Source organism: Kitasatospora sp. NPDC057965 (assembly GCF_042887135.1).
GTDB lineage: Bacteria > Actinomycetota > Actinomycetes > Streptomycetales > Streptomycetaceae > Kitasatospora.
This window is the reverse complement of the sequence record NZ_JBHVPZ010000032.1, coordinates 1-17,170: the sequence shown is the minus strand read 5'-3', so window position 1 is coordinate 17,170 and position 17,170 is coordinate 1. Positions and strand designations below refer to the sequence as shown.

At 73.6% G+C, this 17,170-nt stretch carries 17 protein-coding genes; 11 read left to right on the top strand and 6 right to left on the bottom strand.

What is annotated here, in order from left to right:
- Nucleotides 1-7: 7 nt before the first annotated feature.
- Nucleotides 8-757 carry a VOC family protein gene (locus ACFVVU_RS31850; RefSeq protein WP_387793651.1) on the bottom strand — a complete coding sequence of 250 codons (750 nt, stop codon included), beginning with the start codon at nucleotides 755-757 and terminating at the stop codon, nucleotides 8-10.
- Between the two features lie 155 nt (nucleotides 758-912).
- On the opposite strand from ACFVVU_RS31850, the gene ACFVVU_RS31845 reads away from it, so the two are divergent.
- Nucleotides 913-1,773 carry a sulfurtransferase gene (locus ACFVVU_RS31845; protein ID WP_387793650.1) on the top strand — a complete coding sequence of 287 codons (861 nt, stop codon included), beginning with the start codon at nucleotides 913-915 and terminating at the stop codon, nucleotides 1,771-1,773.
- 57 nt (nucleotides 1,774-1,830) lie between these two features.
- Here ACFVVU_RS31845 and sepH read toward each other — a convergent pair whose 3' ends face one another.
- On the bottom strand, nucleotides 1,831-2,907 hold the full coding sequence (gene sepH, locus ACFVVU_RS31840) for a septation protein SepH (protein ID WP_380687143.1): 1,077 nt from the start codon (nucleotides 2,905-2,907) through the stop codon (nucleotides 1,831-1,833).
- Between the two features lie 580 nt (nucleotides 2,908-3,487).
- On the opposite strand from sepH, the gene ACFVVU_RS31835 reads away from it, so the two are divergent.
- Nucleotides 3,488-4,354, top strand: coding sequence for a hypothetical protein (locus ACFVVU_RS31835; protein WP_387793649.1), 867 nt, complete (start codon nucleotides 3,488-3,490; stop codon nucleotides 4,352-4,354).
- On the opposite strand, the gene ACFVVU_RS31830 is transcribed toward ACFVVU_RS31835, so the two are convergent.
- Together ACFVVU_RS31830 and ACFVVU_RS31825 are read right to left on the bottom strand one after the other, a co-directional pair.
- Nucleotides 4,351-5,673 (bottom strand): D-arabinono-1,4-lactone oxidase, encoded by a 1,323-nt coding sequence (locus ACFVVU_RS31830; RefSeq protein ID WP_387793648.1) that lies wholly within the window; start codon nucleotides 5,671-5,673, stop codon nucleotides 4,351-4,353. The genes ACFVVU_RS31835 and ACFVVU_RS31830 overlap by 4 nt on opposite strands.
- A gap of 92 nt (nucleotides 5,674-5,765) precedes the next feature.
- Nucleotides 5,766-7,034: an MFS transporter gene (locus ACFVVU_RS31825; protein ID WP_387793647.1), complete on the bottom strand. Its 1,269-nt coding sequence runs from the start codon at nucleotides 7,032-7,034 to the stop codon at nucleotides 5,766-5,768.
- Between the two features lie 133 nt (nucleotides 7,035-7,167).
- Here ACFVVU_RS31825 and ACFVVU_RS31820 point away from each other — a divergent pair, with 133 nt between their 5' ends.
- Both ACFVVU_RS31820 and ACFVVU_RS31815 read left to right on the top strand, forming a co-directional pair.
- Nucleotides 7,168-8,310 (top strand): ferrochelatase, encoded by a 1,143-nt coding sequence (locus tag ACFVVU_RS31820; protein WP_387793646.1) that lies wholly within the window; start codon nucleotides 7,168-7,170, stop codon nucleotides 8,308-8,310.
- Nucleotides 8,311-8,352: 42 nt separating this feature from the next.
- The gene (locus tag ACFVVU_RS31815) at nucleotides 8,353-9,156 is read left to right on the top strand and encodes an inositol monophosphatase family protein (RefSeq protein ID WP_380687153.1); all 804 of its coding nucleotides are present in this window, start codon (nucleotides 8,353-8,355) and stop codon (nucleotides 9,154-9,156) included.
- Nucleotides 9,157-9,354: 198 nt separating this feature from the next.
- Here the strand turns inward: ACFVVU_RS31815 and ACFVVU_RS31810 are convergent, their stop codons facing one another.
- Nucleotides 9,355-9,540: a hypothetical protein gene (locus tag ACFVVU_RS31810; protein WP_030301315.1), complete on the bottom strand. Its 186-nt coding sequence runs from the start codon at nucleotides 9,538-9,540 to the stop codon at nucleotides 9,355-9,357.
- A 455-nt stretch (nucleotides 9,541-9,995) separates the two neighbouring features.
- Here ACFVVU_RS31810 and ACFVVU_RS31805 point away from each other — a divergent pair, with 455 nt between their 5' ends.
- From ACFVVU_RS31805 to ACFVVU_RS31790, 4 genes are all read left to right on the top strand, one after another.
- The gene (locus ACFVVU_RS31805; RefSeq protein ID WP_148642660.1) at nucleotides 9,996-10,649 is read left to right on the top strand and encodes a response regulator transcription factor; all 654 of its coding nucleotides are present in this window, start codon (nucleotides 9,996-9,998) and stop codon (nucleotides 10,647-10,649) included.
- 94 nt (nucleotides 10,650-10,743) lie between these two features.
- The gene (locus ACFVVU_RS31800) at nucleotides 10,744-12,054 is read left to right on the top strand and encodes a sensor histidine kinase (protein WP_380686926.1); all 1,311 of its coding nucleotides are present in this window, start codon (nucleotides 10,744-10,746) and stop codon (nucleotides 12,052-12,054) included.
- A gap of 321 nt (nucleotides 12,055-12,375) precedes the next feature.
- Entirely contained in the window at nucleotides 12,376-13,356 is a 981-nt protein-coding gene (locus ACFVVU_RS31795) for an acyl-ACP desaturase (protein ID WP_380686928.1), read from the top strand.
- A 454-nt stretch (nucleotides 13,357-13,810) separates the two neighbouring features.
- The gene (locus tag ACFVVU_RS31790; protein ID WP_327681335.1) at nucleotides 13,811-14,110 is read left to right on the top strand and encodes a DUF4193 domain-containing protein; all 300 of its coding nucleotides are present in this window, start codon (nucleotides 13,811-13,813) and stop codon (nucleotides 14,108-14,110) included.
- Between the two features lie 255 nt (nucleotides 14,111-14,365).
- Here the strand turns inward: ACFVVU_RS31790 and ACFVVU_RS31785 are convergent, their stop codons facing one another.
- The gene (locus ACFVVU_RS31785; protein WP_380686930.1) at nucleotides 14,366-14,815 is read right to left on the bottom strand and encodes a DUF3093 domain-containing protein; all 450 of its coding nucleotides are present in this window, start codon (nucleotides 14,813-14,815) and stop codon (nucleotides 14,366-14,368) included.
- Between the two features lie 85 nt (nucleotides 14,816-14,900).
- Between ACFVVU_RS31785 and ACFVVU_RS31780 the strand changes: the two genes are divergently transcribed.
- The 3 genes from ACFVVU_RS31780 (at nucleotide 14,901) to ACFVVU_RS31770 (ending at nucleotide 16,849) form a co-directional block, all read left to right on the top strand.
- Nucleotides 14,901-15,512, top strand: coding sequence for a PaaI family thioesterase (locus tag ACFVVU_RS31780; RefSeq protein ID WP_380686932.1), 612 nt, complete (start codon nucleotides 14,901-14,903; stop codon nucleotides 15,510-15,512).
- Nucleotides 15,509-15,976, top strand: coding sequence for a dUTP diphosphatase (gene dut / locus ACFVVU_RS31775; RefSeq protein WP_380686934.1), 468 nt, complete (start codon nucleotides 15,509-15,511; stop codon nucleotides 15,974-15,976). The genes ACFVVU_RS31780 and dut overlap by 4 nt, the downstream gene beginning before the upstream one ends.
- 69 nt (nucleotides 15,977-16,045) lie before the next feature.
- Nucleotides 16,046-16,849 carry a DUF3710 domain-containing protein gene (locus ACFVVU_RS31770; protein ID WP_387793645.1) on the top strand — a complete coding sequence of 268 codons (804 nt, stop codon included), beginning with the start codon at nucleotides 16,046-16,048 and terminating at the stop codon, nucleotides 16,847-16,849.
- Nucleotides 16,850-17,170: the final 321 nt, after the last annotated feature.

Here is a 17,170-nt window from a genome sequence, read left to right as displayed (position 1 = left end):
AGAGTCGCTAGCTCGTCTCCAGCACCGAGAAGTGCCCGCCGCGCGGGTCGGCCAGCCGGGCCGCGCGGCCCTGCGGCGTCGGCTGCGGCTCCACCAGCACCCGGCCGCCCAGCTCCACCGCCCGACGCGCCGTCAGCTCCACGTCGGTGACCGCGAAGTGGGTGCGCCAGCGCGGCGGGTGGCCGCGCAGCTCGGCGTCCCGCCGGATCCCGGCCACCGCCCGGCCGCCGACCAGCAGCGCCGACCCGCCGTCGGCCTCCGCGACCGGCACCCCGAGCACCGCGCGGTAGAAGACCGCCGCGCCGTCCGGGTCCGGGGTGAGCAGCTCGGCCCAGGCCGGCCCGCCCGGCTCGGGGCCGGCCTCCCGGCCGAGGTGCTCCTCGCCCTGCCAGAGTCCGAAGACCGCCCCCGAAACGTCCGCCGCGATGGCCAGCCGCCCGGCCCGTTCCGCCTGCAGCGGCCCGACCGCGACCGTCCCTCCGCACTCCCGCACCAGCTGGGCCGAGCGGTCCGCGCTGTCCACGGCGAAGTAGGTGGTCCACTGCACCGGGAAGCCGGTCACCGAGGACACCCCGAGCCCGGCCACCGGCTCCTCGCCGAGCCGGGCCCGTACGTACGTGCCGAGCTGCGCCGGCCCCGGGGTGAACGTCCATCCGAGCAGTTCGCCGTAGAACGCCCGGGCTCCGGGCAGATCGTCGGTCATCAGGCTGACCCAGCACGGGGTGCCCTGGGCCAGCCGGAGTGTCAGCGCGGACATGACAGGTCTCCTCAGGGGGCGGACGGCGCACGAAACGGCGCAGTGAGGGTGATGCTTCCACCGTGGCGCGCGTCGAACCCTCGGGCCGCGCGGAAAGTCCGGCAAAGACCGCACAAAGAGCACCGGTGCGGTCGCCCTGCGCCAGAATGTCCGCCATGACCACCACTCACGATGACTCCCCGCTGGTGTCGGTGACCGGGCTGCGGGAGGCGCTCGCCTCCGCCCGCCCGCCGGTCCTGCTCGACGTGCGCTGGCAACTCGGCGGCCCGCCCGGCATCGAGGACTACACCGCCGGCCACCTGCCCGGCGCGCACTTCGTGGCCCTCGACACCGACCTCGCGGCCCCGGCCGGCTCGCCCGGGCGCGGCGGCCGCCACCCGCTGCCCGACCCGGAGGAGTTCGGCGCCGCGCTGCGCCGTTCCGGCGTCTCGGCCGACCGCCCGGTGGTGGTCTACGACGGTGCCACCGCGATGGCCGCCGCCCGCGCCTGGTGGCTGCTGCGCTGGGCCGGCCACCCGGACGTCCGGGTGCTGGACGGCGGCTTCGCGGCCTGGCGGGAGGCCGGACTGCCGGTCGTCACCGAGGTGCCGCCCGCCGAGGACGGCGACTTCAAGCCGGTGCCGGGGCAGCTGCCGGTGACCGACGCGGACGGCGCCGCGGTCTGGGCCCGGGAGGCGCTGCTGCTGGACGCCCGGGCGGGGGAGCGCTACCGGGGCGAGACCGAGCCGATCGATCCGCGGGCCGGCCACATCCCGGGCGCGCTCTCCGCGCCGACCACCGAGAACGTCGGCCCGGACGGCCGCTTCCGGCCCGCCGCCGAACTCGCCGCCCGCTTCCGGGCGCTGGGCGCGGGCGAGCGGGAGACCGCCGTCTACTGCGGTTCCGGGGTGACGGCCGCCCACCAGATCCTGGCCCTCGCGGTCGCCGGCCTGCCGGCCACCCTCTACCCGGGGTCCTGGAGCGAGTGGTCGAGCGACGGGAGCCGCCCGGTCGCCGTCACCGACCAGCCGGGCTGATCCCGGACACACCGGAGGGGCGGACGGCCACGGCCGTCCGCCCCTCCGTTCGTGCGACTACTCCTGCTTCTTGCGCCGGCTGCCGAAGACGATCTCGTCCCAGCTCGGCACGGTGGCCCGGCGCCCGGGCCGGACGCCGTCCGCCTCGGCCTGCCGGTCGGTGGTGCCGACCAGCCGGTCCCGGTGCGGAGCGACCGCGCGCGGCATCAGGATGTCCGCGTACGCCGAGCCCGCGCCGACCGCCGGGGCGGCGGCCGCCGGCTCCTCCGCCTCCTCGGCCACCTCGGCGGGCACCGGCTCGATCGGCGGCGGCGCGCCGACCGCGAGGTCGCCGCGGAAGGCGGGCACCACGTCCAGCAGGCTGGTCAGCGAGTCGCGGGACTCGGCCGTCGCCTCGCGGGACTCCCGGACCTCACGGGCCGACATGATGCGGTCCGCCGACGGCCGGTCGATCATCGGGCGCGGCGGCCGGTCCTGGGGGAGCCGGGCGATCCGCGGGATGAACGGGAAGACCGACTCCTCCTCGCGCTCGACCGATTCACCGATCAGCGCCCGGGCCTCGTCGTCGTTCGGCTGGACCAGCCGCCGGGGCGGGTCGTACGTCCAGGACGCGCTGCGGCCCTCGCCGTCGGCCCGGTAGGAGAGGATGACCTCCCAGGTGCCGTCGTCGCGCCGCCAGGAGTCCCAGCGCTCGGTCTCCTTCTCCGCGCCGCGCAGCGCCAGCCGCTCGGCCACCGCCTCGCCCAGCTGCGGGCCGGGGGCCTCGCCGTGCCGGCGGATCGCGGTCTTGCGGGCCCGCTCGGCCATGAAGGCGCGCTCGGCCAGCACCGGACCCTCGAAGCGGCGGACCCGGTCGACGGAGATGCCGGCCGCCTGCGCGACCTCCTCGGCGGAGGCACCGGCTCGTATCCGCGCCTGGATGTCCCGGGGGCGGAGGTGGCTCTCGACCTCGATCTCGATCTGGCCGAGGCGCGGCCGGTCACCACGGATGGCGGCGCGCAGCCGCTCATCGATGGGAAGGGTGTACTCCGTGCTGTCGGCAGCCTTGAGCACCAGCCGTGTGCCGTCGTTGCTGACGGCCACAACCCGCAGTTCGGGCACGGTTACCTCCCGGGTGGTGCCTGCCGACGTCACCTGCGTCGCTGCTCCCGTACTGAGTGTGGCCTGCCCACTCGCGACTGGCCACAACCTTGCTGAGTTCCCCGGCGTGTCGGGCTCACGCCCGTCCACGTCGCTGTGGCACGGTTGCCTTTTTGCCACGCCATCCGTCGGCGTCGCGCCTGGGTGTCCCGGCCGTCCTCGCACGCGGAGTGTCGCGACGGTCCGGGACGGGCGTCGCCGTGCGTGCCTGTGCCGTAGCTCTTCGTCGAGCTGCCGGTTGATGGGCAGTCGACAAGTCGACCCGGGCCTCAGGCTTTACGAACAGTACTCCATTCGTGGCATCCAAAGGGGCGGCTCGCCGCTCAAGTCTCCCGCGATTCACGGGAATCTCAAGAGCACGCGACCCCAATGGCCGAGGATCGGCCGGTGAACGGTGATCATCTTCACATATATCTCCCGCGCAGAACCGCATTTTCGACCCTTGTGTCCTTCTTTGTGCAAGATGGAGTGACTTGTTCGAAGGACAGTCGTACTGACTTGAGGGATGTTGATGCCGCAGGTGAAGCCCGCCCCGGACGGAGCCGAGGAAGGTCGCAGGCGAATTGATCTGAGTGTGGCTCAGGTCGCCGCCAGCGCACTGGCCACCGTGGTGGGGGCGGTGCTCGCGTCCGAACTCGGGGTCTACGGAACCATTCTCGGCGCGGCGGTGGTGAGCATCGGCGCCACCACCGGCAGTGCGGTGTTCCAGCACGTCTTCAAACGCACCGGTGAACAGCTGCGCGGCGCCGTGGACCGGACCGCCGGGCCGGGGCAGTTGGCGAACGGACTGCGGCAGGCGCCGGAGCCGGTTCCGGGCGTGGAGCCGCCGCCCTCCGCGGAGTGGAACACGCCGCAGGTGGTCCGGGCGCGTCGGCGATGGACCTGGAAGTCGTACGCGGCGGTCTCGGCGCTGGTCTTCACCCTCGCGATGGTGCCGATCCTCGCCTTCGAGGTGGCGACCGGGCAGCCGGTGTCGGCGACCGTCAAGGGCGGGTCGGGCACCGGTACCTCGATCGGTGGCCGGGTCGACCGGAAACCGACCGTCCCACCGGGTGACGCGCCGTCCTCCGGGCCCGCCTCGGTGCCCTCGCCGTCGGCCGGCCGGGACGGCGGCGCCTCCGGGCGGCCGAGCCCCGACCCGCGCCCGGGTGCGGAGGGCGGCGAGCCGTCCGCCTCCCCGTCGGCCGGTTCCAGTTCAGGGTCGGGGGCGGGAACGGAGCCGTCCGCGAAGCCCTCCGCGCGCCCCGGCGGCGAGCCGTCCGCCCCGTCCACGCCCCCCGCGTCCACCGCGCCCTCCGCGCCGGCCGGGGACGGGGCCGCCTCCGCGAAGCCGTACGGCGGCGCCACCCCGAAGCCCCCGGCCCCGACCACCGCCGTCGAACCGCCCGCCGCCCCCGCCGCTCCGGCCGCCCCGGCCGCTCCCGGCGGGGCGGAAGGCTAGGCGCCGAGCACCCGGCGCAGGTGGTCGTTGCCGAAGCGGCGGTCCGGGTCCAGCTCGTCGCGCAGCGCGGTGAACTCCGCGAAGCGCGGGTACACCCCGGCGAGGTACTCGGCGTCCCGGGTGTGCAGCTTGCCCCAGTGCGGGCGGCCCCGGTGCTCGGTCATCAGCCGCTCGACCGCCGTGAAGTACCCCTGCTCGGCGGTGCCCCGGTAGAGGTGGACGGCGATGTAGACGGTGTCCCGGCCGTGCGCGGTGGAGAGCCAGACCTCGTCGGCCGGGGCGAACCGCACTTCGACCGGGAAGCTGATCCGCCAGCCGGAGCGCTCGACCATCGCCCGCAGCTCGCGCAGCACCTCACCGGCCGCCGCGCGCGGCACCGCGTACTCCATCTCGACGAAGCGCACCTTGCGCGGGCTGGTGAACACCTTGTACGCGGTGTCGGTGTAGCTGCGGTCCGACCAGGCGCGGCTGGCCAGCGAGGCGATGGCCGGCACCGAACCGGGGAACCGGCGGCCCACCCGGCAGGCGCCCTCCCAGACGGTGTTGGAGAGGAAGTCGTCCTCCAGCCACTCCTTGAACCGGGGCAGCGGCGCGGCCGGGCCCTGGCTGCGGTTGTTCCGCTTGGTGGAGCAGCGGTCGGTGTGCGGGAACCAGTAGAACTCGAAGTGCTCGTTGACCGCGGTGAGGTCGTCCAGCCGCTCCAGCACCTCGTCGAAGCGCATCGGCTGCTCGTGCGCGGTGAGCAGGAAGGCCGGCTCGACGCCGAGGGTGAGCGCGGTGATCACGCCCAGCGCGCCGAGGCCGAGCCGGGCGGCCTCGAAGAGCCGCGGGTCCTCGGTGGGGGAGCAGCGCCGGATGCTGCCGTCGGCGAGCACGATCTCCAGGCCGCGGATCTGGGCGGCGAGCGAGCCGGAGTCCCGGCCGGTGCCGTGGGTGCCGGTGCTGGTGGCGCCGGCCACGGTCTGCACCTCGATGTCACCCATGTTGGTGAGCGACAGGCCCGCCGCGTCCAGCAGCCGGTTGAGCCGGTGCAGCGGCAGTCCGGCCTCGACGGTGACCGTGCCGTTCTCCCGGTCGATCCCGCGCACGGCGGTCAGCGCGTGCGGGCGGACGAGCACGCCGTCCCCGGCGGAGGCGATCGCCGTGAAGGAGTGGCCCGAGCCGACCGCCTTGACGGTCCGGCCCTGGTCGCCGGCGCGCAGGATCTCCTTGGCCAGCTCCTCCGCGGTGCCGGGGGTGACCACCCGGGCGGGCGCGGCGCTCTGGTTGCCCGCCCAGTTGGTCCAGCGGGTGCGGGTCGCGGTACTGGCCTGGGGCATTGCGGCGCCTCCTGCTCCGTGGCCGAACGGCGTCGGCTCACCTCGGTCCCTACCCGCGGGTAGGCCACGGGTAGGGAGGAGAGTAGGTCAGGTCACCGTTCGAGGTCCACGGTTTCGGCCGAGGACGGGGCACTCCGCGCGACGGTCTCCCCGGCGGCCAGCCCGGCCCGCAGCCGTGCGAGCCCGACGAGCGCCGCCAGCACGCCGAAGATCCCGGCGGCCACCGGCACCCAGTAGCCGGCCGCCGCGCCGGACGCGTCGACCACCCAGCCGCCGGCCGAGGAGCCGACCGCGACACCCAGCGCCAGCCCGGTGGTCGTCCAGGTCATGCCCTCGGTCAGCTGGGCGGCCGGCACCAGCCGCTCGACCACGGCCATCGCGGTGATCAGGGTGGGGGAGATGGCGATGCCGGCGATCAGCAGCGCGCCACCGACCGCCACCAGGCCGCCGACGCCGTTCACCGTCTCGGCGAGCAGCAGCAGCGGGACCATGCTGACGGCCATGAACACCACGCCGACGAGGAAGCGCACCGGCATCGACCCCCTCGGCTTGAGGGCACCGAAGACCACGCCGGCCACACAGGAACCGAGCGCCCAGAGCGCCAGGATCGGACCGGAGGTGGCGCCGTGGCCCTGCGCCTTGGTGAACGCGACGGTGACCACCTCGACGGAGCCGAAGATCGCGCCGGTGGACACGAAGGTCAGGATCAGCACCTGGAGGCCCCGGTTGAGGATCACCGGACTGCCGGCGTGGCGGGCGGCCGGATGGACCGGCGGCTCGGTGGAGCGCTGGGCGGCGAACAGGGCCACGCCCACGGCCAGGAACACGCTGGCGAGCAGCACGCCGGCCTCGGGGAAGACCGCGGTGGCCAGCGTCACCGAGAGGATCGGGCCGACGATGAAGCAGATCTCGTCGACCACCGCCTCGAAGGAGTAGGCGGTGTGCAGCTTCGGTGCCTCCTCCCGGTACAGGTGCGCCCAGCGGGCCCGCACCATCGCCCCGGTGCTCGGCATCACGCCCATCCCGGCGGCGAACACGAAGAGCGTCCAGACCGGCGCCTCGAACCGGGCGGACAGCAGCAGGCCGATCGCGGCCACGACGGTGATCGCGGTGGCCGGCAGGACGATCCGGCGCTGCCCGTGCCGGTCCACCAGCCGGGACACCTGCGGGCCGAGGATCGCCGCGGACACCGCCATCGTCGCCGAGACCAGACCGGCGACCCCGAAGGAGCCGCGCAGCTCGGAGAGCATCGTGACGATGCCGATGCCCGTCATGGAGATCGGCAGCCGGGATATGAACCCGGTGGAGGAGAAGGCCAGACTGCCGGGGGAGGCGAAGATCTGGCGGTAGCTGGACAGCACGGGGGAGGCTCCGCAGGGGGTAAGGAACGTTGCTGGCAAAGACAGCCTACGAACCTTGGCAAACGGTATTTTTCCGGGCACCCGGAGCCGGCCCGGGCCCGGCCCCCCTGTCCACAGTGGCAGGATCGGAGCCATGTCCGACGCGCGCAACACCTCCCGCACCGGCGCCGCCCCGTACGACGCCCTGCTGCTGCTCTCCTTCGGCGGGCCCGAGGCCCCCGAGGACGTCGTCCCCTTCCTGGAGAACGTCACCCACGGGCGCGGCATCCCCAGGGAACGGCTCCAGGAGGTCGGCAAGCACTACTTCCTGTTCGGCGGCGTCAGCCCGATCAACGGGCAGAACCGCGAACTGCTGGCCGCGCTGCGCGAGGACTTCGCCGGGCACGGCCTCGACCTGCCGGTGTACTGGGGCAACCGGAACTGGGCGCCGTACCTGGTCGACACCCTGCGCGGGATGGTCGCCGACGGCCACCGCCGGATCGCCGTGCTGGCCACCAGCGCCTACGCCGGCTACTCCGGCTGCCGCCAGTACCGGGAGAACCTCGCCGACGCGCTGGCCGCGCTGGCCGCCGAGGGCCTGCCGGAGCCGCGGGTCGACATGCTGCGCCACTTCTACAACCACCCCGGCTTCGTCGAGCCGATGATCGACGCCACCCTGGCCGCCCTGGGCCGGCTGCCCGAGGAGGTCCGGGCCGGCGCGCGGCTGGCGTTCACCACCCACTCGATCCCGGACACCATGGCCGAGACCTCCGGCGCCCCCGACGATCCGGCCCGCGGCCGCCCCGGCGGCGCCTACGTCGCCCAGCACCTGGAGGTCGCCCGGCTGGTCGCCGCGGCCGTCGCCGAGCGCACCGGCGTCGCCGACCGCCCGTGGGAGCTGGTGTACCAGAGCCGCAGCGGCGCCCCGCACGTCCCCTGGCTTGAGCCGGACATCTGCGACCACCTGGAGGCCCAGCGGGCCGACGGCGCCCCGGCCGTGGTGATGGTCCCGATCGGCTTCGTCTCCGACCACATGGAGGTCAAGTACGACCTGGACACCGAGGCGGCGGCCAAGGCCGCCGAGCTCGGCCTGCCGGTCGCCCGGGCCGCGACCGTCGGCGCCGACCCCCGGTTCACCGCCGCCGTCCGCGAACTCGTCCTGGAGCGGGCCGCCGCCGAGCGCGGCGAGCCGGTGAGCCGCTGCGCCCTCGGTTCGCTCGGCCCCAGCCACGACGTCTGCGCCGTGGCCTGCTGCCCCAACCCGCGCGCCCCCCGCCCGGCCGCCGCCGAGCGCTGACCCGTTCCGCCCCCGGAGGAGATCCCCGTGTCCAGCCCCGCCGTGCCCGATCCCGCCCTGCTCGACGAACTGCTCGACGTCGCCCTGGACGCCGCCCGCCGGGCCGGCACCCTGCTGCTGGAGGGCCGGCCCGCCGACCTCGGTGTCGCGGGCACCAAGAGCAGCCCGGTCGACGTGGTCACCGAGATGGACCTGGCCTCCGAGAAGCTCGTCCTGGAACTGATCACCGCCCGCCGGCCCGAGGACGGCTACCTGGGCGAGGAGGGCGCCGAGCGGCCCGGCACCAGTGGTGTGCGCTGGGTCGTCGACCCGCTCGACGGAACCGTCAACTACCTGTACGGACTTCCGTCCTGGGCGGTCAGCGTGGCCGCCGAGCTGGACGGGCGCGCGGTGGTCGGGGTCGTGTACGCCCCGGCGCGCGGCGAGCTGTTCCAGGCCGTGCTCGGCCGCGGCGCCCGGCGCGACGGCCGCGCGATCGCCGTCCGCCCGGCCCCGCCGTGGGGCCAGGCGCTGATCGGCACCGGCTTCGCCTACGTCCGCGAGGTGCGGGTCCGGCAGGCCGAGGTGGTGCTCGGGCTGATGTCCGAGGTGCGCGACATCCGCCGGGCCGGCGCCGCCGCCGTGGACCTCTGCGACGTCGCCGCCGGCCGGCTGGACGGCTACTACGAGCGCGGGCTGGCCCCGTGGGACCGGGCGGCCGGCTGCCTGATCGCGGCCGAGGCCGGCGCCCTGGTCGGCGGCCGCCCCGGGCGGGGCGCGGACGGCGAGCTGACCGTGGCCGCCGCCCCCGGCGTCTACGAGCCGCTCCAGGAGCGGCTGGCCGCGCTGAACGCCTGGGCGGACTGAGCCCGCACACGGACCGGACACACCGAGGGGCCCGTTTCCCGACCGCACCGGCGGTCGGGAACGGGCCCCTTGCGGATGACTGGACGACTCTCCGGGCGACGAAGAGCCCTGACATACGGGGGATGCCAGGGCCTGGGTTTCGCACGGCCCCCACAGGGCCGCTGGTGCCGGAGATCCGGCGACGGGTCGGACTGGGGATCAGGCGGCGGTGCGGTGGCGCTCCAGCACCGTGTCCACGCCGTGCTCGGCGGCGAGACGGCGCAGATCGTCCAGCTCGGACTGTTCCACCTCGGCGAGGAACTCGTCCCCGGCCTCGATCGCGCGGTGCAGGTCCTGCTCGGCATTGGCGATGCGCTGCAGGATTCCGGCGGTGAAGGCGTCCATACGGGCCCCCTTACTGTGTCGGACGTGCACGGTCGTGCGCCCCCCGCCCCGGGGTGACGGCGGCCAGCGGAAGCGTCCGGTCCGGGTGGCGTACCTCTCCGGACGGACGCGGAGACGGCCCTCGGCCGCTCCCGGTGACTCCCCTGCCCCAGGGCCGGCGCGGATGAACGCACGGCGGGTGGGTGCGATCGGCTCAGAAACCGGATCGCGGGTGTGCGGATGTCCTCCCCGCCCCGGGGGCCGGGAAACCTCCGGACGGAAGAAAGTTGCCTGCGTCACAGTCCAACCGGACTGCTTCCGCCGCGAACCACGCCCGCGCGCGCCCGGCGCCGCCCGCGGGCGGCCGTGCCTCCGGGGCAGCTTATCGCTGCCTTACCGCCGGACCAGGCAGGATGGAGGCAGCGTCGGAGCCGTGCGTCCGCTTCCCGGGCCGGCCTGAAGAAGGGACAACCACCGTGCGGGTTCTCGTCGTCGAGGACGAGCAGCTGCTCGCCGAGGCAGTGGCCACCGGTCTGCGCCGCGAGGCGATGGCCGTCGACGTGGTCTACGACGGGGAGGCCGCGCTCCAGCGCATCGCGGTCAACGACTACGACGTGGTCGTGCTCGACCGCGACCTGCCGCTGGTCCACGGTGACGACGTCTGCCGCAGTGTGGTCGACCAGGGCCTGGCCACCCGGGTGATCATGCTGACGGCCTCCGGCGACATCAGCGACCGGGTCGAGGGCCTGGAGATCGGAGCGGACGACTACCTTCCGAAGCCGTTCGCCTTCAGCGAACTCGTCGCCCGGGTCCGCGCCCTGGGCCGCCGCGCGACCGTCCCGCTGCCCCCCGTCCTGGAACGGGCCGGCATCTCGCTCGACCCCGGCCGCCGCGAGGTGATCCGCGACGGCCGACCCGTCCAGCTCGCCCCCAAGGAGTTCGCCGTCCTGGAGGTGCTGATGCGGGCCGGCGGCGCCGTCGTCTCCGCCGAGCAGCTGCTGGAGAAGGCCTGGGACGAGCACACCGACCCGTTCACCAACGTCGTGCGCGTCACCGTGATGACGCTGCGCCGCAAGCTCGGCGACCCGCCGGTGATCGTCACCGTCCCGGGTTCCGGCTACCGGATCTGACCGGACCCCGCGGCTCCGAACGGAACCCGCGGTCCCGCCAGGAACCGGCCCCCACCCACGCGCCCGCCCCGGCGGACGCCCCGAGAGGACCATCATGACCACCCCGCCCTCCGCCGGCGGGCCCTCCGGCGCGCCCACCGGCGGGCGCGCCGTGCCCAATCGGCCCGTACCGCCCAAGCCCGCCCACCCGCCGCGGGCCCCCCGGCTGCACTCCTCGCACGACACCTACGTGCCCGGCGACGGAATGCTCGCCTGGCTGCCGTTCCGCCCCACCATCCGGATCCGGCTCACCCTGCTCTACGGCGGGATGTTCCTGATGGCCGGCGTGGTGCTGCTGCTGCTGATGTACGTGTTCGTCAAGCAGGCCCTGCGGGACGTCCAGCCGCCGCCCTTCGACTTCGGGCCCTCGGGCGCCCGGGTGAACGGCGCCTGGATGAGCACCGACCAGTTCAACCAGTACCTCGCCAACATGCACACCCTGAAGTCGGACAGCGCGCTCAACACCCTGCTGCGCAAGTCGCTCACCATGCTGGTCTGCCTCGCCGTGATCGCCTTCGCGGCCGGCTACGCGATGGCCGGCCGGGTGCTGCGCCCGCTCGGCCGGATCACCCGCACCGCCCGCGAGGTGGCCTCCTCCGACCTGCACCGGCGGATCGAGCTGGACGGCCCGGACGACGAGCTCAAGGAGCTGGCCGACACCTTCGACGACATGCTGGAGCGCCTCGACCGCTCCTTCGACTCCCAGCGCCGCTTCGTCGCCAACGCCTCGCACGAGCTGCGCACCCCGCTGGCGATCAACCGCACCTTGCTGGAGGTCCAGCTCTCCGATCCGCAGGCCTCGCCCGACCTCCAGCAGCTCGGAAAGACCCTGCTGGCCACCAACGAGCGCAGCGAGCAGCTGGTCGAGGGCCTGCTGCTGCTCGCCCGCAGCGACAACGAGCTGACCGACCGCCGCCCGGTGGAGTTCTCCGAGGTCGCCACCCGGGCCCTGGAGCAGACCCGGGCGGAGGCCGCCCGGCGCGAGGTCGACCTGCGCGCCTCGCTGCACCCGGCGACGGTCTCCGGCAACGGCGTCCTGCTGGAGCGGATCGCGCTCAACCTGCTGCAGAACGCCGTGCGCTACAACGCCCCGGACGGCTGGGTCGAGATCACCACCGCCCCGGTGCCCGGCGGCGGTGAGCTGGTGGTCTCCAACACCGGCCCGGTGGTGCCCGGCTACGAGCTGGAGCACATCTTCGAGCCGTTCCGCCGGGTCAAGGGCGCCGACCGGACCCGCAGCGACAAGGGGGTCGGCCTCGGCCTCTCGATCGTCCGCTCGGTGGTCCGCGCCCACAACGGCACCATCGAGGCCACCCCGCGCGCCGGCGGCGGCCTCACCATGCGGGTCCGCATCCCGGCCGGGTGACCGGCCTCCCGACACACCGGGCGCCCTCCCCTCCGGGCGGGTGCTCCCCGGGCCTCCGCGGCCCCGTCACGGCCCTTCTCGGGGCCATGGCGGGGCCGTTGCGCCGTCCGGGTGAGCGAAGTCCGTGCGCCGACCGTTTCCAGCCGCCCCCGCCAGGCCCGTCAAGACGACATAAGGCCTGGCGGGGGCGGCTTGTCATTTCCGGCCCGGGCAACTTACGGTGTCGTAACCTACGCGACCGTAAGTGCCGTCCGAACGGACTCCGGCGTACCCGTCCAACGCGCCCGTACCGCGCGTGCCCGTCCCCCAGGAGCCAGCCCCGTGACCATCGCCCCCGCGCAGCGCAGCACCTCGCTCGGTTCGAGCGCCTGGACCGACACGCGGCTGATCCTGGCCCTGGAAGAGGTCGTCGAGAAGGAGCTCGACCGGCACCTCAAGGTCGCCAAGGACTGGATGCCGCACGAGTACGTCCCGTGGAGCCAGGGCCGCGACTTCGACGGCGTGCTGGGCGGCGAGGCCTGGGAGCTCGGACAGTCCAAGGTGACCCCGCTCGGCCGGGTCTCGCTCGTGGTCAACCTGCTCACCGAGGACAACCTCCCCAGCTACCACCACGAGATCGCGACCATGTTCGGCCGCGAGGGCGCCTGGGGGGAGTGGGTCCACCGCTGGACCGCGGAGGAGGGCCGGCACGGCATAGCCATTCGCGACTACCTGCTCACCACCCGGGCCGTCGACCCGAACGAGCTGGAGCGGGCCCGGATGGCCCACATGTCGGACGGCTTCTCGTCCGACAACGCGCACAGCATGCTGCAGTCGGTCGCCTACGTGGCCTTCCAGGAGCTCGCCACCCGCATCGCGCACCGCAACACCGGCCACTCCGCGGGCTGCCCGCTGGCGGACCAGCTCCTCGCGAAGATCGCCAACGACGAGAACCTGCACATGGTCTTCTACCGGAACCTGCTGAAGGCCGCCCTGGAGATCGCCCCGGACCAGGCCATGCGCGCCGTCACCGACGTGGTGACCAACTTCCGGATGCCCGGCCACGGCATCCCCGGCTTCGAGCGGGCCGCCGCCCAGATCGCCCTCGGCGGCGTCTACAACCTGCGCATCCACCACGACGACGTGCTGCAGCCGGTGCTGCGCCACCTCAAGATCATGGAGCTGGACGGCCTCGGCCCGGACGGCGTGCGGGCCCAGCAGGAGCTGGGCCTCTTCCTCGACGGGCTGGAGGCCCAGGCGGCCAAGTTCGACGAGCGGCAGGCGGCGCTGCTGGCCCGCCGCGCGGCCCGGCAGCAGGCATAGGAGCTTGGGCGGATTTTCCACGGTTTGCCCGGGGTGGCGGTGAACGTGAGCAAGCTCACACCGTGTCGCTCCACGGGATCGGGCGACGCCGGAGAGTGATCATGCCATCGGCCCCTCCGATCGCCGTCCGTGAGCGGAACGGCGATCGGAGGCGAGTCGGAGGGTTCGCCTCCCGCCCAGGTGGGCAAGGGAATTGGCGGGCGCGCCGAGGAGCTTCGCTTACGGAGCGTGTCCAGCATGTGGTCACTCGCACCCCGCGACGATGGCCCTGCGTGAAGCCCCGAACGCCCGAGTGGATCACCCCAACGGACCCCTGGCTGAGTGTCGATTGAGTAACGGGGCTTGAAGTAAGGCAAAATCTCCGCCTCGGGTCGGGCACAAGACCGACCCCCCATGCGTTACGTGCGCTGGAGATACCGCACACACCGCACAACCCGGAGGGGGAGAGCGAAATATGGCTACCGACTACGACACCCCACGCAAGACCGATGACGAGCTCAACGAGGACAGCATCGAGGAGCTCAAGGCCCGTAGGAACGACAAGGGCGGCAGCTCGGTCGACGTCGACGAGTTCGAGGCGGCCGAGGGCATGGAGCTCCCCGGCGCAGACCTCTCGAACGAGGAGCTCTCCGTCCGGGTGCTGCCGCGGCAGGCCGACGAGTTCACCTGCATGAGCTGCTTCCTGGTCCACCACCGCAGCCAGCTGTACAGCGAGAAGAACGGCAACCCGATCTGCCGGGACTGCGGCGCCTGAGATCCAGGGCGGTCATGACTCGGGCCTCGCGGTGTTCGCGAGACCGGTGCGACGCCCCTTCCGGCCCCGGGCAGCGGGGCCGGACGGCAGCTCCGGCGTCCGTCGTGACGGACGCACCAGTCATACGGTCGGATGGAAAGCGTTTCCAGGAAACGCGAAGGGACGGTACCGCCCAGGCGGTACCGTCCCTTTCCGTTCGGTCGTCTCCTGCTCCGTCCCGTCCTGCCCCGCCCGGGCCCGTTGCCCGGCCGGGCCTCAGGTGCGGGCGTTGCGGCGGGCCTCGTCCAGGGCCTCCGCCAGCTTCATCGGCGAGCGGGTCGAGAGATAGAGGTACGGCGTCGGGTCCGCCGGGTCGCTCACCTCGACCCGCAGCGCGGTCGGCACGTAGCTGCGCAGCAGCATGAAGGCCCGCGGGTCGGCCTTCGGCCCGCGCCAGGCGGCGGCGTCCGCCGGGCCCAGCGCCTGAGCGGCGCCGAGGGCGTCCACCGGGATCCGGGCCGGGCCGGCCACCAGCGAGCCCTGGACCACCCGGATCCGGGCCGAGCCGTAACTGCTGATCGCGGCGGCGCCGGCGGCGATGCCGACCACCAGCCCGACCAGCGCGCCCACCGCGCTGAGGCGCAGCAGGATCAGCGCGAGGGTGAGGCCGATCACGACCGGGAACAGCCACCAGGAGCGCGGCACGGTGAGGCGTTCGTCGTACATGCCCTCCATTGTGGGCGCCATGACGGCGGCGCCCGGACGCAACCCCCGTCCGGGGCCCGGCTACCGCTCGGTAGGGTGGGGCGCCGTGACCGGTTCGACTGCCCCCACCGCGCCCGCCGCCCCCACGACCCCCACCACGCCGCCGCCGGAGGCCGTCCTCCCGCCGCGCGCCCCCGAGGCCCCCGCCCCCGGCACCCGGCTCGGCTCCCACTACGAGCACTGCTTCGGCTGCGGCCCGCAGCACCCCGGCGGCCTGCGGATCGAGGCGGTGGCCGGCGAGGGCCTCGACGTCACCGCCGAGTTCACCGTCCGCCCGGAGCACCAGGGCGGCCCGGGCCTGGCCCACGGCGGCCTGCTGACCACCGCCATGGACGAGACCCTGGGAACGCTCAACTGGCTGCTGCACGCCCCCGCCGTCACCGGTCGGCTGGAGACCGACTTCCTCTCCCCGGTACCGGTCGGCTCCACCCTGCACCTGCGCGCCTGGGTCACCGGTGTGCACGGCCGGAAGATCTACAGCGCCGCCGAGGCACGGATCGGCGGCCCCGACGGGCCGGTCGCGGTGCGCGCGCAGGCACTCTTCGTCCAGGTGAAGCTGGAACACTTCACCAAGCACGGTCGACCCGAGGACATCGAGAAGGTCCTCGACGACCCCGACCTGATGAAGCGCGCCCGAGCCTTTGAGGTGAACCCTTGAGCACCACCCCCCGCGAGCCCCTGGACGTCCTGATCCGGCGGATCGACCCCGAGCTGCCGCTGCCCGCGTACGCGCAGCCCGGCGACGCCGGCGCCGACCTGCGGACCACCGTCGACGCCGAGCTGGCCCCCGGCGAGCGGGCCGTGCTGCCCACCGGCGTCGCCATCGCGTTGCCCGACGGCTACGCCGCGTTCGTCCACCCCCGCTCGGGACTGGCAGCTCGTTGCGGCGTTGCTCTGGTGAACGCCCCAGGGACGGTCGATGCCGGGTACCGTGGAGAGATCAAGGTGATCGTCGTCAATCTGGACCCGCGCGAGGGCGTCAGCTTCCGCCGAGGGGACCGGATCGCCCAGCTGGTGATCCAGCAGGTCGAGAAGGCCCGCTTCCACGAGGTGGCCGAGCTGCCTGGGTCGGCACGCGCCGAGGGCGGGTTCGGGTCGACCGGCGGCCACGCCGCGGTCTAGGCTGCCCGCGGCCTCGCAGGAAGCCGAGCAGGTATTCGCATCGGTCTTGGACCGGGAAGGACAGTGACCGTGTTCCGTCGTCGCCAGAAGAGCGAGGACGCTGTCGAGCAGCTCGCCGACGACGCCATCAGCGCCGACGAGACGGCCGATGACGTCGAAGGTTCCGCCGAGAGCGAGAACGTGACCGAGCTGGACCCGGCGGACCGGGTCGGCCTGCCGCCGGCCCCGCGTCCGGACGGGCCGTGGGACCACTCCGAGCTGGAGAACCCGGAGGAGGGCCGCGTCGACCTCGGGGGCCTGCTGGTCCCCGGTGTCGAGGGCATGGAACTCCGGGTGGAGGTGGCCGGCGACGCGATCGTGGCCGCCACCCTGGTCCTCGGCAACAGCGCCATCCAGCTGCAGGCCTTCGCGGCCCCCAAGTCCGAGGGCATCTGGGGGGAGGTCCGCGAGGAGATCGGCAGCGGCATCACCGCGCAGGGCGGCATCGTCGAGGAGGAGGAGGGCCCGCTCGGCTGGCACCTCCGCGCGCAGGTCCCGGTGCAGCTGCCGGACGGCACGCAGGGCGTGCAGCTGGTGCGCTTCGTCGGCTGCGACGGCCCGCGCTGGTTCCTCCGCGGCGTGATCTCCGGCCAGGCCGCCGTCCAGCCCGAGATGGGTGGGATCCTGGAGCAGGTCTTCCGGCAGACGGTCGTCGTCCGCGGCGAGACCCCGATGGCGCCCCGCGATCCGATCGTGCTGAAGCTCCCGGAGGACGCGCAGATGGTCGCCGACGGCGGCGGCGCCGTCGCGGCCACCGGCGAGGGTGAGAACCGCTTCGGCAACACCGCGCTGGACCCGTTCGCCCGCGGCCCGGAGATCACCGAGGTCCGCTGAGCAGCACGTGTGAGCTCGCCGATCGCCCCCGCCCGCACCACCGGGCGGGGGCGATTTGCATGTGGCGGCCCCGTCCCCGTACAGTTCCGGAGTCGCCGCGAGAGAGCGGGGACAAGCGGAAAGCGAAGTCCGATGAATGAAACTCCGGAAAACGGAGCGGAAAACGTCTGATAAGCTGGAAACACGAAAGAACGAAGCGCCCGGAGGGCCCGCTGGAAGGCGGCTCGAAGGAAGCGTCCGTTCCTTGAGAACTCAACAGCGTGCCAAAAGTCAACGCCAGATATGTTGACATCCCCGGCCTCAGATTCTCTGGGGTTGGAG